The 14,470-nt window shown below is 32.9% G+C and carries 13 protein-coding genes; 5 read left to right on the top strand and 8 right to left on the bottom strand.

Features of this window, described 5'->3' with window-relative positions:
• Window positions 1-60 precede the first annotated feature (60 nt).
• Window positions 61-354 (top strand): methyltransferase, encoded by a 294-nt coding sequence (locus FLY87_RS03655; protein ID WP_012545162.1) that lies wholly within the window; start codon window positions 61-63, stop codon window positions 352-354.
• Here FLY87_RS03655 and FLY87_RS03650 read toward each other — a convergent pair whose 3' ends face one another.
• The gene (locus FLY87_RS03650; protein WP_012546217.1) at window positions 355-1,362 is read right to left on the bottom strand and encodes a sodium:calcium antiporter; all 1,008 of its coding nucleotides are present in this window, start codon (window positions 1,360-1,362) and stop codon (window positions 355-357) included.
• A 65-nt stretch (window positions 1,363-1,427) separates the two neighbouring features.
• Here FLY87_RS03650 and FLY87_RS03645 point away from each other — a divergent pair, with 65 nt between their 5' ends.
• The 4 genes from FLY87_RS03645 to rlmN are packed head-to-tail and all read left to right on the top strand — an operon-like array spanning window position 1,428 to window position 5,737.
• Window positions 1,428-3,653, top strand: a complete 2,226-nt coding sequence (locus tag FLY87_RS03645) for a vitamin B12-dependent ribonucleotide reductase (protein WP_012545329.1) — start codon at window positions 1,428-1,430, stop codon at window positions 3,651-3,653.
• A 14-nt stretch (window positions 3,654-3,667) separates the two neighbouring features.
• On the top strand, window positions 3,668-4,057 hold the full coding sequence (locus tag FLY87_RS03640) for a co-chaperone GroES family protein (protein WP_012545317.1): 390 nt from the start codon (window positions 3,668-3,670) through the stop codon (window positions 4,055-4,057).
• Window positions 4,041-4,709 (top strand): TIGR00730 family Rossman fold protein, encoded by a 669-nt coding sequence (locus FLY87_RS03635; protein ID WP_012545458.1) that lies wholly within the window; start codon window positions 4,041-4,043, stop codon window positions 4,707-4,709. The genes FLY87_RS03640 and FLY87_RS03635 overlap by 17 nt, the downstream gene beginning before the upstream one ends.
• On the top strand, window positions 4,709-5,737 hold the full coding sequence (gene rlmN / locus FLY87_RS03630) for a 23S rRNA (adenine(2503)-C(2))-methyltransferase RlmN (RefSeq protein WP_012546659.1): 1,029 nt from the start codon (window positions 4,709-4,711) through the stop codon (window positions 5,735-5,737). Before FLY87_RS03635 ends, rlmN begins: the two co-directional genes overlap by 1 nt.
• Here the strand turns inward: rlmN and FLY87_RS03625 are convergent, their stop codons facing one another.
• From FLY87_RS03625 to FLY87_RS03595, 7 genes are all read right to left on the bottom strand, one after another.
• On the bottom strand, window positions 5,738-6,502 hold the full coding sequence (locus tag FLY87_RS03625; RefSeq protein ID WP_141266321.1) for a YkgJ family cysteine cluster protein: 765 nt from the start codon (window positions 6,500-6,502) through the stop codon (window positions 5,738-5,740).
• Complete coding sequence (locus FLY87_RS03620; protein ID WP_012545896.1) at window positions 6,502-6,903, bottom strand: secondary thiamine-phosphate synthase enzyme YjbQ; 402 nt, start codon at window positions 6,901-6,903, stop codon at window positions 6,502-6,504. The genes FLY87_RS03625 and FLY87_RS03620 overlap by 1 nt, the downstream gene beginning before the upstream one ends.
• Entirely contained in the window at window positions 6,903-8,063 is a 1,161-nt protein-coding gene (locus tag FLY87_RS03615; RefSeq protein WP_141266320.1) for an LL-diaminopimelate aminotransferase, read from the bottom strand. The genes FLY87_RS03620 and FLY87_RS03615 overlap by 1 nt, the downstream gene beginning before the upstream one ends.
• A 75-nt stretch (window positions 8,064-8,138) precedes the next feature.
• Window positions 8,139-8,789 (bottom strand): energy transducer TonB, encoded by a 651-nt coding sequence (locus FLY87_RS03610; protein WP_141266319.1) that lies wholly within the window; start codon window positions 8,787-8,789, stop codon window positions 8,139-8,141.
• 585 nt (window positions 8,790-9,374) lie between these two features.
• The gene (locus tag FLY87_RS03605; protein WP_141266318.1) at window positions 9,375-9,899 is read right to left on the bottom strand and encodes a hypothetical protein; all 525 of its coding nucleotides are present in this window, start codon (window positions 9,897-9,899) and stop codon (window positions 9,375-9,377) included.
• The gene (locus FLY87_RS03600) at window positions 9,896-11,134 is read right to left on the bottom strand and encodes an HD domain-containing protein (RefSeq protein ID WP_181405975.1); all 1,239 of its coding nucleotides are present in this window, start codon (window positions 11,132-11,134) and stop codon (window positions 9,896-9,898) included. The genes FLY87_RS03605 and FLY87_RS03600 overlap by 4 nt, the downstream gene beginning before the upstream one ends.
• Complete coding sequence (locus FLY87_RS03595) at window positions 11,127-14,468, bottom strand: Eco57I restriction-modification methylase domain-containing protein (RefSeq protein WP_141266316.1); 3,342 nt, start codon at window positions 14,466-14,468, stop codon at window positions 11,127-11,129. The genes FLY87_RS03600 and FLY87_RS03595 overlap by 8 nt, the downstream gene beginning before the upstream one ends.
• Window positions 14,469-14,470: the final 2 nt, after the last annotated feature.

Here is a 14,470-nt window from a genome sequence, read left to right as displayed (position 1 = left end):
ATTTTACTGGACAGGTTTTTAAAAATTAGGTATAATTAAAGAAAAAAGAGGAGGTATTCTATGCTTTCCCAGATTCCTTTTTCTATGGACAAATTAGAACAAGAAGATATTAACAGACAGATTTTACGAATAGGACTTATTGCTGAGCTTGATGCTATTAATCTTTATGAGCAACTTGCTTCATTGACAAATGACGAAAAAATTAAAACAATTTTTCTTGATATTGCAAGAGAAGAAAAAACCCATGTTGGAGAGTTTCTCACCCTCCTTCTAATGAATGATGAAGAACAAGAAGATGAACTGGAAGAAGGAAAAGAAGAAGTAGAAGAATTATTAGAGGAAGAGGAGGAGTGATTAAAAAGGTTTAATTATCAAAATGGCATAGAGCAAATAAAAAGAGCCAGACAAAATTAAAGTAAGAGGGGAGATTCGCTTTCTAAAGTGGATCTCCCCTAAAATTATCAAACCTGCAAGAATTGCCAGGCAGGCACTCAATAAGGCATATCCTGTTATATTCCAGTCTGTAAAAATAATTCCCACAGAAACAGGGAAAGTTGACTGAAAGACCATTGCTCCTGTTACATTTCCCATTGCCAAGGTATCTCTTCCTTTAAATGTCCATGTTACTGAATTAAACTTTTCAGGAAGTTCAGTTGCAACAGGTGCTATTAATAGAGCAAAAAGAAGAGGGTCAAACCCAAGCATTAAAGAGACATGCTGAAGAGCAGAAACAAATCCATGAGCACCTTCTATCATTATAAAAAGAGCTAACAGAACCTGAACAAAGGAAAAGAAGCCTTTGAATCTTTCTACAGGAAGAATTTTCCCAAAAAATTTTTCAAGATAAAGTTTTTCTTCATGTATCAAAGCATCACTTTCACTTTTAAAGGTAAGATAAAGATATACAGTGTAGCCGATTACAAGTAAAAAGGCAACTATTATATGCGGGATTATTAACATTGGTAAAAAAATTCCGCAAGAATACATGCAGAGAAAAAATATTAAATCTCTTTTTACTGTTGGAATTTCTGCATCAAAAACAAAGGTTCTTTTTTTTGAGATATAGGCAATTAAAACAGTTAAGCCTATAAGCAAAAAAGCCAATGTTGCAAGCATAAATGGAGCACCCAAGATTGCACCGATTCCAATACTATGTCCTGCTTCTCCTTTATGTAAGAAAATAGCTACCAATGGAAGGATTGTTTCAGGAAGTGCGGTTCCCACAGCTGCAAGAATGCTTCCTACAACTGCTTGACTGAGTGAAAGTTTTTTCCCGAAGACTTCAATCCCATTTGTAAATACTTCTGCGCTAAGCAATATCAACAAAAGATTAAAAAGGAGTAGAAAAATATCTGCAGTCATGCTTAAAATTATAATCTAAAGTTTTATTTATTAACAACTAATTTACTCTAAAAGAGGGAGGGAAAATGGAAAAAATTAAACAAACATTTGAATTGACAGACAATGCTATAGAAGTTTTAAAAAGACGATATCTTAAAAAGAACGAAGACGGTATATTGATAGAAACCCCTGAAGAACTTTTTACAAGAGTTGCAACTGCAATTGCTCAAATAGATACAATATATGGTAAATCAGAAAAAGAAGTGTATAGAACAAAAGAAGAATTTTTTGAACTTATGACTTCTTTAAGATTTTTACCAAACTCACCAACTCTTATGAATGCTGGAACTCCACTTGGTCAGTTGAGTGCTTGTTTTGTTTTACCTGTTGAGGATTCTATGGAAGGAATCTTTGATGCAGTAAAATATGCAGCAATAATACATAAATCTGGAGGAGGAACAGGATTCAGTTTTTCCCGTCTTAGACCAAAAGGCGATGTTGTAGGTTCAACCAAAGGCATAAGCTCAGGTCCTGTATCTTTTATGAGTGTTTTTGATTCCGCTACAGAAGCTGTAAAGCAGGGTGGCAGGCGCAGAGGTGCAAATATGGGACTTTTAAGAGTAGACCATCCTGATATTTTAGAGTTTATAACCTGCAAGGATGACCTCACAAAATTCACAAATTTTAATATTTCAGTAGGACTGACAGAAGAATTTATGAAAGCTGTTATAAACGATGAAGAATATGAGCTTATTAATCCTCGTTCAGGAAAGATTGTAAAACGCCTTAAAGCTAAAGAAGTTTTTGACCTGATTGTTCATCAGGCATGGAAAAATGGTGAACCCGGGATTGTTTTTCTTGATAGAATAAATGCGGCTAACCCAACACCGTCACTTGGTGAGATTGAGGCAACTAATCCATGCGGAGAACAACCACTTTTACCCTATGAATCCTGTAATCTTGGCTCAATAAATCTTGCAAAAATGGTTAAAGATAACTCTGTTGACTGGGAACTTCTTAAAGATACAGTATGGAAGGCTGTCCATTTTCTTGATAATGTTATTGATGCAAACAAATATCCTTTGTCGCTTATTGAACAGAACACAAAGGCAAACAGAAAAATAGGACTTGGAGTAATGGGATGGGCTGATATGCTGATTCAATTGAAAATTCCTTATAATTCAAAGGAAGCATTAAATTTAGCAGAAGAATTAATGAAGTTCATACTTCATGAAGGACGACTTGCTTCTAAAGAACTTGCAAAGGAAAGAGGGACATTTCCAAACTATGCAAAGAGCATTTACTATGACAAAATGCCTTTAAGGAATGCGACGATAACAACAATTGCACCGACAGGAACTCTTTCAATTATTGCAGGTTGCTCATCTGGGATAGAACCTCTTTTTGCTCTCTGTTTTGCAAGAAATGTAATGGATGGAACAAGGCTTGTAGAAGTTAATCCTTACTTTAAAAAAGAAATGGAAAAAATAGGGATATGGTCTGATAGTTTGGCAGATAAAATAGCTGAAACTGGTTCAATTCAGGGAATAAAAGAAATACCTGAGGAAATAAAGAAAATTTTTGTAACAGCTCATGAAGTTTCTCCATCTGAACATATAAGGATGCAGGCAGCATTTCAACAGTATGTTGACAATGCAGTCAGTAAAACTGTAAATCTTCCAAATCAGGCAACAGAAGAGGATGTAAGAGAAGTTTATCTCCTTGCATATCGTCTTGGATGTAAAGGTGTTACTGTTTATAGAGATGGTTCAAGACATGGACAGGTTATTCAAAAAGGTAAAACAGAATCCCCAGCTTTACAGATAAGCCTTAAACCAAGAAAGAGACCTGAAACTCTTAAAGGTGTTACAAGATTAATGAAGACAGGCTGCGGAAATCTTTATGTGACAATAAATAAAGATAAAGATGGAAAACCTTTTGAAGTTTTTACAAATATAGGAAAAGCAGGAGGATGTGCTGCTTCTCAGGCAGAAGCGATTGGAAGGCTAATTTCTCTTGCATTAAGAAGCGGAATTGAGCCACAAGAAATAGTAAAGCAACTTAAAGGTATTTCTTGTCATGCTCCTGTTTGGTCAGGTAATGGCAAGATTACAAGCTGTTCAGATGCTATTGCTAAGGCAATAGAGGCAGAATTAAGAGAAACAAAAGGAAATAGTCTGGAAAATAAAGAGGAGATAAAAAACAATTCAGAGGCAGCTCACTATGGAGCCTGTCCTGAATGTGGAAGTTCTCTTTCTTATGAAGAAGGTTGTGTGATATGTCATAGTTGTGGGTTTACCAGATGCAGCTAAGATAGAGTGAAGTTATGAAAACTAAAAGAGAGTTTATAATAGTTGGAGACAGGGTTCTTATTGAGCCAGATGAGCGAATGGATAAAACTTCAGCAGGTCTTTTTTTACCACCAACTGTTAAGGAAAAAGACAAGGTTCTTGGTGGTAGAATTGTTAAGGTTGGTCCTGGTTATCCAGTCAATGATCCTTCTGCTGTGCTTGAAGAGCCATGGAAACAGTCAAACACCGAATCAATAAGATATATTCCTCTGCAAGCAAAAGAAGGTGACTATGCACTTTTCCTTAAAGATGCAGGAATTGAAATAGAATTTGAAGAAAAAAAGTATTTAATTGTACCACATTCGGCGATACTTGCACTTATAAGAACAACAATAATAGAGGATGAAGATGATAGAGGATTTTAAATCTACTGATACATGGCGAGTCTTCAGAATACAATCTGAACTTGTTGAAGGATTTGAAACACTTCATGGAATAGGTCCTGCTGTTTCAATATTTGGTAGTTCAAGACTAACAGAGGAAAGTTTTTATTATCAAGAAGCCTTTAAAGTTGCAAGACTTCTAAGTCAGGCGGGTTTTTCAATTATCACAGGAGGCGGTCCTGGTATAATGGAAGCAGCAAATAAAGGTGCAAAAATAGGCAGGGGTAAATCTATTGGATTGAATATAGAAATTCCTCATGAGCAACGTCCCAATAAATATCTTGATATTTCATTAAATTTTAGATACTTTTTTGTAAGAAAACTTATGTTTATAAAATATTCCATAGGTTTTGTTATTTTCCCAGGCGGATTTGGAACTCTTGATGAACTTTTTGAAGCATTAACGCTTGTTCAAACAGGTAAAATTATTTCGTTTCCTGTTGTTCTTTACGGTTCTGAATACTGGAAAGGACTTCTTGATTGGTTTAAAAATTCTCCAAAGAATTTGGGCGCAATAAGCCTTGATGATTTTAAATATTTTGAAATAATTGACAATCCTGAAGCAGTTTGCGGTTATCTTAGAAATTATCTTACCCGTCTTGGAGTTCCCTTGCCTGATTTTTATTGCGAATAATGTATAAACAGAATCTGAAAGAGCTTACCACAAAACAGATAGAAAAAATAATATTAGATGAATCTCTTCCATTATATCGTAGTAAACAAATAGTTCAATGGATTTATAAGAAATTTGTAGACTCAATAAACGATATCACTGAATGGTCTAAATCATTGAGAGAGAGATTTTCAGAAAAATATTATATCGGGAGAATAAATCTTTTTGATAAAAGAATAAGCATTGATGGGACTATAAAATTTCTCTGGGAGCTTGAAGATGGTGAAAAAATAGAAAGTGTTTTAATCTCAGATAAAGATAGATTAACCCTATGTGTATCAAGTCAGGTTGGCTGTATGCTTAAATGTAAATTTTGTCTTACAGGGAAAATTGGATTAAAAAGAAATCTGAAAGCATGGGAAATAGTTGACCAGTATATTCAGGTAAGCAAAATAATACAAAAAGAAAATAGAAAGATTACTAATATTGTTTTTATGGGCATGGGGGAGCCTCTGTTAAATTTTGAAAATGTGGTTGAGGCATTATGGAGACTTAAAGACTTAATATTATTTTCTCCAAGCAGAATTACTCTTTCAACTGCTGGAATAATTCCTGCAATAAAGGAATTACCATACAAAGCTCCAGCCATTAAATTAGCTATCTCATTAAATGCAACAGACAATAAGACAAGAAGTTATTTAATGCCGATAAATAAAAAGTATCCTCTTCATGAACTTATTAAAACTTTAAGAGATTATCCATTAAAGCCAAGACATAGAATAACCTTTGAGTATATATTGATAAAGGGGATAAATTGTTCTGAAAAGGATGCTTATAGGCTTTCTGAACTACTTAAAGGCATTCCTTCAAAGATAAATTTAATTCCTTTTAATCCTTGGGAAGGATGCGAATTTGAAAGACCTGAGGATAATGAAATACTTAATTTTCAGGAAATATTGGCAGCAAGAGGTTATTCAGTCTTCATAAGAAAAAGCAAAGGCACAGATATACTTGCTGCCTGTGGGCAGTTGAAGGCTTTATACCCTTAGTTATTTCCTTTTCAGCTTCAGTGTTTCCTTTATCATAAGAAGAAACTTAACGTAATCAAAACCGAAATTCATAAGTTCTGTTTCGTCTTTTTTTATTTTATTTATTTTTTCTTCTGAGACATCAAAGACATCAAGAAACTTGCTTTCAAAGACAAATCTTTTAAATGCATCAATATCATAGCAGGCTGTATAAAATGCTTTTTGTTTTTTCTCATCAAGTTTTTCTGCTTTAAGATTTCTTGTAAAGAAAAGTTCACGCCATCCTCTATTCATGTCATCATATACGTCAACTCCTTGGTCTTTTCTCCACTCTTGAACTGTCCACTCTTTTTCCTCTTCAAATCCCTTGCAGTGAGGCTCTTTAACAAAAAAGTAGTGTTCTTCTGTTATTCCATCTGTTAAGTCAAACTTTTTAAGGGATGCTTGTCCTATAGGATAATATCTACAGGTAGCCGGTCTGTCTTCATAAACAGAACATCCTGCTTCGCAGATAAAAGGGCATGTTTTCTCTTCATCATCATTTTTGTTCAAAAATACAAAGGGATATCCGCTCTTAGGTTCAACAAAAACATAGGTATATTTCATCAAAAACTCACCTGAAGATATACCAAATCTATTTCTAAGCCTCATTATGTCATAGGGAGTAAGCATTATATCAATATTTTTACAGCAGCTTTTGTAACAGGATATTCCTGGATAACAGCGAAACTTAAAATTTGATTCAAGTGTTAGCTCCTCTGGAGCTATTGCATTAATGTTTAACATTATTCCTCCTCTTTAAGTATTTTTAGATAAATTTTTCTTGTTCTTGGTCCGTCAAATTCGCAGAAAAATATGCTCTGCCATTGCCCCAAAATAAGATTTCCATTTTCAATAAAAATATTGACAGATGACCCTACGAGAGTTGTTTTTATATGACTGTCTGCATTCCCTTCCATATGAAGATACCCTGCCCCATAGGGTGCTATTTTTTTTAATGCATTGATTATATCCTTTTTTACTGAAGGGTCTGCTCCTTCATTTATTGTTATGCCTGCGGTTGTGTGAGGAACATAGAGATAACAAACTCCATTTTTAATTCCTGAATCTCTTACAGCTTTTTCTACCTCATCAGTGATATCAATTAGTTCCTCTCTTGAAGAAGTCTTTACTGTCAATGTTTTCATTACAGTTTAAGCCTCCTTATTCTTTCTACAGCTTCTTTTATTTTTTCCTTAGACTGCGTAAGAGCAAATCTGATATATCCTTCTCCATGTTCACCAAAACCTACTCCAGGTGTACATAAAACTTCAGCTTCTTTTAAAAGTTTAGCAACAAAATCAATGGATTTTCCATTAGGAACTTTTACCCATAAATAAAATGTTGCTACAGGTTTTTTAAGAGCAAATCCTGCATTTTTAAGTCCTTCATATAAAATATCTCTTCTTTCTCTGTATACATTTCTAATTTGTTTTAAAACAGTATCTTCAGTTTTCAGAGCTACAATACTTGCCTCCTGAATTGCTTGAAAAACTCCAGAATCAAGATTTGTTTTAACCTTGCCAAGTCCTGCAAGAATATCTTTATTACCAACAGCAAATCCTATTCTCCATCCTGTCATATTATATGTTTTTGAAAGAGAATGAAATTCTATCCCAACATCTTTTGCTCCATCTATTTGCATAAAGCTAATAGGTTTTTCTTCATAGTAAACCTCTGAGTAAGCAGCATCATGACATACGATTATATTGTATTTATTTGCAAATTCTATGATTTTTTTATAAAAATCCGTACCTGCACAGGCTGATGTAGGATTATTTGGATAATTTATGAACATAAGTTTTGCTTTCTTACATACATCTTCTGGAATTGAGTCAATATCAGGAAGGAATCCATTGTCTTCTTTAAGAGGCATAAAATAAGGAATACCTCCTGCAAACTTTGTTCCAACAGGATATACAGGGTAACCAGGAGATGGCACAAGAACAATGTCTCCAGGGTCAATAAATGCAAGAGGAATGTGCCCAATCCCTTCTTTTGAACCAATAAGACTGATAACTTCCTTTTCAGGATCAAGCTCAACATTGAATCTTTCTTTATACCAATCAGCCACAGCCTTTCTGTATGAAAGCATTCCTTCATAGCTTGGATATCTGTGGTGCTCTGACTTTTCAACAGCTTTTTTCATTGCATCTACAATGTGAGAAGGAGTTGGAATATCAGGATCTCCAATGCTTAAATCAATTAAATCCGCTCCTTTTAAGAGAGCTTCTCTTTTCATTTGGTCAATTGCTGCAAAAAGATATGGTGGTAAAGTTCTAATTCTTTCAGCATACTGAATCTGCATTCTCGTCCTCCTCGTGGTGTTTGTTTATTTAGTTTACAAAAAAAATAGTAATATTTCAAAAAATTTGAATTATTTTCAGTTTTTAAGAATAAATCTTACTGGAAGGATTGCCCGACAGGCTACTGGTTTACCATCTTTAATTGCAGGTGAAAATTTTGATTTTTTTACTGCTTCTATGGCTGATTCAGTGAAACCATAAGGAGCTCCTTCTATTATTTCAATATGCATGAGTTCTCCTTTTTCATTAAGGGTAAGCCTCAGAGTAACTTTTCCCTCTTTTCCCAGTCTTCTTGCAATTTGTGGATATATAGGAATTTCTCTATGAATAAACTTAGGTCCATAAGCAGTACCAAACTCTGTGTCAATAATTCCATCTTTGTCTGATTTTAAGTTTGATGCAATTTTATTTGAAGATATTTTCTGTGATGTTTCAACATGGGAAGAAGAATAATTTGTGATAGTTTCAGTTTTTTGATTCTCAATTTTTATATTCTCATCAGATTTAACAGTAAAAGGGATTTTTTCTACAGTTTTTTTTGTTAAAGGAACTGAAGTCTTAACATCTCCTTTAAATGATTTAGTTACGTCATTTATTATAAAAATTTCCAGCTTCTGGTAGTCTTTATTTAATTTTACAAAGCTTGAAACTGTCACAAAAATTAAAAGATGGAAAAAAACAGAAATTACTACAAAATACTGAATTTTATTTATATAAACTATTCTCATTTTTCCATAAAAAAGCCATGAAAGCTTCTTGAGCCTTCATGGCTTTGATTCACCCTTCAGGATGAGTTTGAAAAAATTTTAAAATATTTCATAATTCCCAGTCAACTTTTCGCTGTTCGTTTTTCTATCTTTAGTTACTCAATAATACCTGAGTTTATCAATTAAAATTTGTAACTCATTGAAAATATTGGATTTAATTTTCAAAAATCGCAAATTTTTATACAACAGACTGAATAAGTTTTTGATTTATTGAGATTTTTTATATTTTGAGGGCTTCTCTGGCTACTTTCAAAGCTTTGAATAGTTCTCGGGCTACCCTGTTCATCTTAAGAATGAAAAAATAAAAATGACATCAAGTAAAATCAATGGTTTGCGAAAGTATTTTGCTATCTTTGGACACTAAATTGATAAACTCATTTCAATCTCTTCAAGTAAAAGTTCAAAGGCTATGTTTACTTCATTTTGCTCAGGTATGGTTTACTCCTTTTATTCACCTTCTTTTGCTATGGAGAGAATATCTTCTTCATCATAAAATATCTTAAAATTTTTCATTTTTTGTTTTATCTTTAACTTACGAGGGTGAACTTAATTTAATATCGTAGATTTAATTTTCTGTATAGCATTTTGTATTTCTATATCTGTAAAATGAGGTTTAGTCATTTTGACTGAATTTAACAGTTTTCTTTCATCTTCAGTGAATTTCAAAAAATAAAGGGTAGTTCCTAATAGTTCCATTTCTCTTGCAGTTTTGTTTTCAGATAGTTTTAAAACTTTATTTATTTTTTCATTTATTTCCTCAATATTTTCTATTTCCGTTTCAAAGTTTTTTATAAAATTTTTTCCTTGAGATGTTATTGAAATCTGATATCCTGTTGAGTTGTCGTGTTCTATTCTCAAAAGCCTGCCGCTTTCCAATGTATCAATATCAGCGGAAATCTTGTCAGAATATGGTCCATAGTAATAAAGTCTAAATTGATAATCTAAGTCCAAGCTAAAACCTTCTTTGATGATATACAATGCTTTTTGTATGAAAGTTTTGCCGACAGCCTGATTCACAGTGTCAAGAAGCTTTAGTATTGTATAAAATCTTACCAATGCTTTACTTCTCATTTTATACCCCTTTTATTTAAAAAATCTCTTACAAAATTTTCAATTGTTTCAAGTTTTTTTAATTTTACATAAATTCTGATTTTTTGTAAAGGTCTCAAGTTTGACACTAAAGTTGAGACTTCATGAATTGGAAGAAGCTTGTTATCTTTTTTGATTTTTATATCAGGTTTTTCAAACTTATAGGGAGCATTTTCAGCCTTGTCAACATAAAATTCAGTATCGTTAAATTCTCTTGCAATTTCATTTGAAAGCCAATCCCAAATTATTATCTCCTCTGGTTTCGGATGCTCACTACTTTCTGTTTGAATTTTTCTGAAAAATTCTCTCTCAATGAATATTTTTCTAAAATCTTCCTGTTCTAATCCCCATGAGAAAATTTTAAAATCATCTATTTTAAGGAAATTATTAACATCTGATGGGAATTTATCTGCTTTTAGATTTTCTCTAAGAAACTCTCTAATTAACTGGCTGATGTGATAATCTAAACTTCTCCGAGTTTTGTGAAAGTAAACTTCTAAAAACATAAAGTATCTTGCAAGAATAAATTGTTCAAGAGAATGAATGCCGCCTTCTTCCCAGTAAATACCATCTTCTTTATCAAAGCAAATTGTTTCAATTAATCTTTCAAGGTCATATTTTCCATACATCACTCCCAGATAGTATGAATCTCTAAGTAGATAGTCCATTCTATCAATACCGGCTTGACCTGTAAGCAATTCATTGAAAATGTAATCAATATCTTTAACAGGGCTTGCCTTTTCTGAGGAGATAAATAAGACTCTTTGTAAGGCTTCTTCTCCGAGAGATTCTTTTATAAATTCTCCAATTTGAGTTTCACTAATTATTTTACTTGTCATGACTTCATGATCTATTCCATCCTCAAAAAGTTTCATGTCCTCTCCAACATGCGAGAAGGGAGCATGACCAATATCGTGTATGAGACAAGCTATTCTAAAAATTTGCTCATCTTGCTCTGTAATCTCAAAATTTTCAAATTCTCTCAATTTCTTTATTATTTTCGAGGATAAGTGCGCAACACCTAATGAGTGTTCAAATCTCTTATGATTAGCAGTAGGATAAACAAAAAAAGTAGGTCCTAATTGATGTATGAATCTCAATCTCTGAAAAGGATATGTTTTTATTATTTTCTGCTCTATATGATTTAAATTTATAAATCCATGAATAGCGTCTCTTATATTGATTGTTTTTCCTTGAAAAGCTTTATTCTTAAACATCATTTTTATTTCCCTCTATTATCGGTATCTCTTGTGGAGTAAGGTTATAGAGTTCGTAAACAAGTTGGTCAATTTGGGATTCAAGAAAGTTAGTTTTTTGTGAACTATGTTTCTGAATTTTTCTTATCTTATTTACAAGATTATAGATCTCATTATTCAATTTATTTCCCCCTCTAACTTCCCAGTCATAATTTATAATATGAACGATCTCATAAAATTCAAGATTATAAAATTTTCTACCAATTACTAAGTCTATTAAGTCAATTTCATCTTTGATTTCGCTTGTTCTGAACCTTTTTCTCTCACTCTCAAATACAGAATAGAGTTTCTGCATGAATCTTTCTTTGATTTTTTTTATTAGAATTAAATTATGGCTTATAACTTCTTTTGAAGGGATTGGAAATTCTTCCATAATATCCCTATTCATGTGTCTACCATCTCCGTATACTCTAACCCAGAAGTAAAATAGTGATGAATTCACAGCTAAGAGGAAAAAGTCTTTGTAAATTCTGTCAACATAAATCTCTGATATCTCAGAGCTATCATAAGGTTTTTTATCAAAAGCGTTATACCAGTAATTACCACTTGTTCTGATCCATAACCTGTGATTATTTGAGTTATTTAATATATTAGATATGTTAGATGAAAAGGAAAATAACTTTTCTAAAATTCTAAGATTTATCCTTTCTCCAATCTTTGGTAGTCTGTGTCTATCCTGGTAAGTAGATTTTCGAGGGAGTAAATAATTATCACTATTGCAACTCTCTATAGTATCAATGAGTGGCATTTCCCTAAACATTCTACTTGTAAATATTCCCTCTTTTTCAGTTGAATCTTTAGTAATACACATTAGTAGAGCAACTGATTGTGACATGTTTTCAAAAATTCTACATTTATCTCTATCAAAAATGTAAATTTTTGTTTTTTTGAAACATTCTCTAATTTGCATTCTATTACCTGAAAAATCTTTATTAAATGTTATGGCAAAAGTGATTATGTAGAAAAGATTGCCTTGTTTTTTTAATAGTTGAATTCCTCTTTCGATAAATAAACTGGAAATATCAGATGATGTAGAATACCTATAAAAATCACTTTCTTGTATAAATCTAAAGGTTCCTGAGTCTCTGTTTTTATATTTGTTAACTAAATTACCATACGGTGGATTACCTATCACGATATCAAATCCATCATCTACTCCAAACATCCACTCTGAGTCAAACCAGTCTGCAATAGCAGTTTGAGAGAATATGTCAAAGTTGGCTATTTTTTCTGCTGAGTAATTATCCCAACCTATGTGTCTTAGCAGTTCTTTTATTTCATTTCTTATCTTTTCAGATTCTTTTTGAATATTCTTCTTTTCTGTTCTTGTTTTTATATTAAAGTGTCTCTTATAGAGCTTTTTTAGCTTTTCTTTTTGTTCTTTTACTTTCTCTATGATTTTTGCATTTTCAAGACTTAATTGTATTGGCTTATTTAATCCTATCAATGTATTTGCTGAAACAAACTTCGTCTCAAAATGAGGAAGTGGTTTTATTCCAAAGTTTGGCTTGGTTCTGTCAATCTTTTGGTCTATAAGGAGGCTTAGAAAAAATCTGAGTTTACATATCTGTATTGCAATATTCTGGATATCAACTCCATAAATTGAGTTTTCAATTATATAGAGCTTTCTTGCATAGTCTGGATAGTTAATAGTTTCATCAAAGTTATCATTTAACTCTTTAAGTAGTCTCTCTCTTTCTTCTCTGTCTCTTATCTTTAAAACTTCTTCAACTTCATGAAGGGCTTTCTGGTATTGTAGTTCATACCATAGTTCATTGTCTGGGTCAATTTTGTTGAGAATATGGACAAGTTTATGAACAGCACCCATTGGAAATGCACCAGAACCAACTGCTGGGTCTATGAGTTTGAGGCTGTCTATTGAGTTTATTATAAGCTGTTTTTCTTCATCGGTGAGCTCAATAGATTCTTCTGAGTATGAAAGTATACTTCTTAATTTTTGTTCATCAATGTTTGTCTTTGTCTTAAAATACTCAAGCAAAGATTCCTCTACCATGAAGTCAACTATCTCTTTTGGTGTATAGTAGGAACCTGTAGCTTTCCTTGCGGTAGTTTGAGTTTCTGGGTTGTAGGAGGCAAGAAGGTTTTCAAAGATATGTCCTAAAAGTTCTGGGTCAAGTGATACTTCTATATCAATAGGTGAGGATTCATCGGCTGTGAAGTTATAGTCCTTAAGAATGTTAATAAGACCTTTTACCCTTGCTCTTTTTCTTTCGCCATAGAAATCAGAGAGGTCTTCCTGTCTTTCTTCACTAAAAAATAGAAAATCAGGTAATTTTGCTCTTTTGTCCTCTCTTCTGGTAAAACCGTCAACGTAATTGCCATTGTCATCAAGGCATTCAAAAAGTCCACCGTTAATAAAGGGGACATTTTCAAAGATTTTTATGAAATCCGATTCCTCTATCAATATATTTTCTTTATATCTGTAAAGAGTTTTAATTCCAAATTCCTGCCTGTTAGTGAGAAAATCGCCATTTTTGGTGAATCTCCTGTCCTGAGGATATCTATTCAAAGTGGCAAAAAAGAGATTCTGAAGGATGGTGTTATAGTAAAAATCAGCTTTTCCAAAATTAGCTACGATATTTTTTAGATATTCGGGATTGAAAATCTCATCGGGTATAAGTTTTCTCTCTTTCAAGAACCATACAAAAATCAGCCTCGTAAGAAGTCTTATAAGGTTTTCCTCAGTCGTTCCGCCAGGAAATTTTGCATGCTTTAAAACCCAGGCATACCAGTTCTGTATCTCAGTGTAAAACTCCTTTGTAAGAGGCTGAGTAGAGAAGGCTGAGATTATGTCGTCAAGATTATCAAATCTTGCTTCAGTCAGAGCTTTTATGAATGTTCGGTAAGGTTTATCAGCAGCTACATAATAGGTATATCTACGATAGTGGCTGAAGGTTGCCTTTGTTCCAGAATAAACTGCATAGACGAGAGAGAATCTGAAATTTCCATTACTGTCAAAAAAGACAAATATCCCACAGGGTGTACGAAACTGTTTAAGTAGATTTTTGGCAAGTTCGTATTGGGCTCTCTTGCTGCTACGTTCTGTGAGCTCTTCTTCAGTTTTTATTGCGAATGCAAGGAGTTCTCTGTAATCATCAAGACGCACATTGCCGAGTTTGTAGATCTCTGCAAATCTATCCCTTTCGTAGTCATAAAGTCTTTCTGGAGGGTGATAAACAGTGAAGTTTTGATTTTTAAGCAGTAAAAAATTTGAGAGTTCTTCAGTGGAAAAATTTCTTACAAGATTTTCAATTATTTCAGCTATTTCTGGCATTT

Source organism: Thermodesulfovibrio sp. Kuro-1 (genome assembly GCF_006538445.1).
In the GTDB taxonomy this organism is placed as follows: Bacteria; Nitrospirota; Thermodesulfovibrionia; order Thermodesulfovibrionales; family Thermodesulfovibrionaceae; genus Thermodesulfovibrio; species Thermodesulfovibrio yellowstonii.
Note: the sequence above shows the minus strand (reverse complement) of the source record. Positions and strands in the feature narration are given on the sequence as shown.

Bases quoted from the DNA above. Each gene is read 5' to 3' on its own strand.
- FLY87_RS03655 (WP_012545162.1), top strand. From the start codon at position 61: ATGCTTTCCCAGATTCCTTTTTCTATGGACAAATTAGAACAAGAAGAT.
- FLY87_RS03650 (WP_012546217.1), bottom strand. From the start codon at position 1,362: ATGACTGCAGATATTTTTCTACTCCTTTTTAATCTTTTGTTGATATTG.
- FLY87_RS03645 (WP_012545329.1), top strand. From the start codon at position 1,428: ATGGAAAAAATTAAACAAACATTTGAATTGACAGACAATGCTATAGAA.
- FLY87_RS03640 (WP_012545317.1), top strand. From the start codon at position 3,668: ATGAAAACTAAAAGAGAGTTTATAATAGTTGGAGACAGGGTTCTTATT.
- FLY87_RS03635 (WP_012545458.1), top strand. From the start codon at position 4,041: ATGATAGAGGATTTTAAATCTACTGATACATGGCGAGTCTTCAGAATA.
- rlmN (WP_012546659.1), top strand. From the start codon at position 4,709: ATGTATAAACAGAATCTGAAAGAGCTTACCACAAAACAGATAGAAAAA.
- FLY87_RS03625 (WP_141266321.1), bottom strand. From the start codon at position 6,502: ATGTTAAACATTAATGCAATAGCTCCAGAGGAGCTAACACTTGAATCA.
- FLY87_RS03620 (WP_012545896.1), bottom strand. From the start codon at position 6,903: ATGAAAACATTGACAGTAAAGACTTCTTCAAGAGAGGAACTAATTGAT.
- FLY87_RS03615 (WP_141266320.1), bottom strand. From the start codon at position 8,063: ATGCAGATTCAGTATGCTGAAAGAATTAGAACTTTACCACCATATCTT.
- FLY87_RS03610 (WP_141266319.1), bottom strand. From the start codon at position 8,789: ATGAGAATAGTTTATATAAATAAAATTCAGTATTTTGTAGTAATTTCT.
- FLY87_RS03605 (WP_141266318.1), bottom strand. From the start codon at position 9,899: ATGAGAAGTAAAGCATTGGTAAGATTTTATACAATACTAAAGCTTCTT.
- FLY87_RS03600 (WP_181405975.1), bottom strand. From the start codon at position 11,134: ATGTTTAAGAATAAAGCTTTTCAAGGAAAAACAATCAATATAAGAGAC.
- FLY87_RS03595 (WP_141266316.1), bottom strand. From the start codon at position 14,468: ATGCCAGAAATAGCTGAAATAATTGAAAATCTTGTAAGAAATTTTTCC.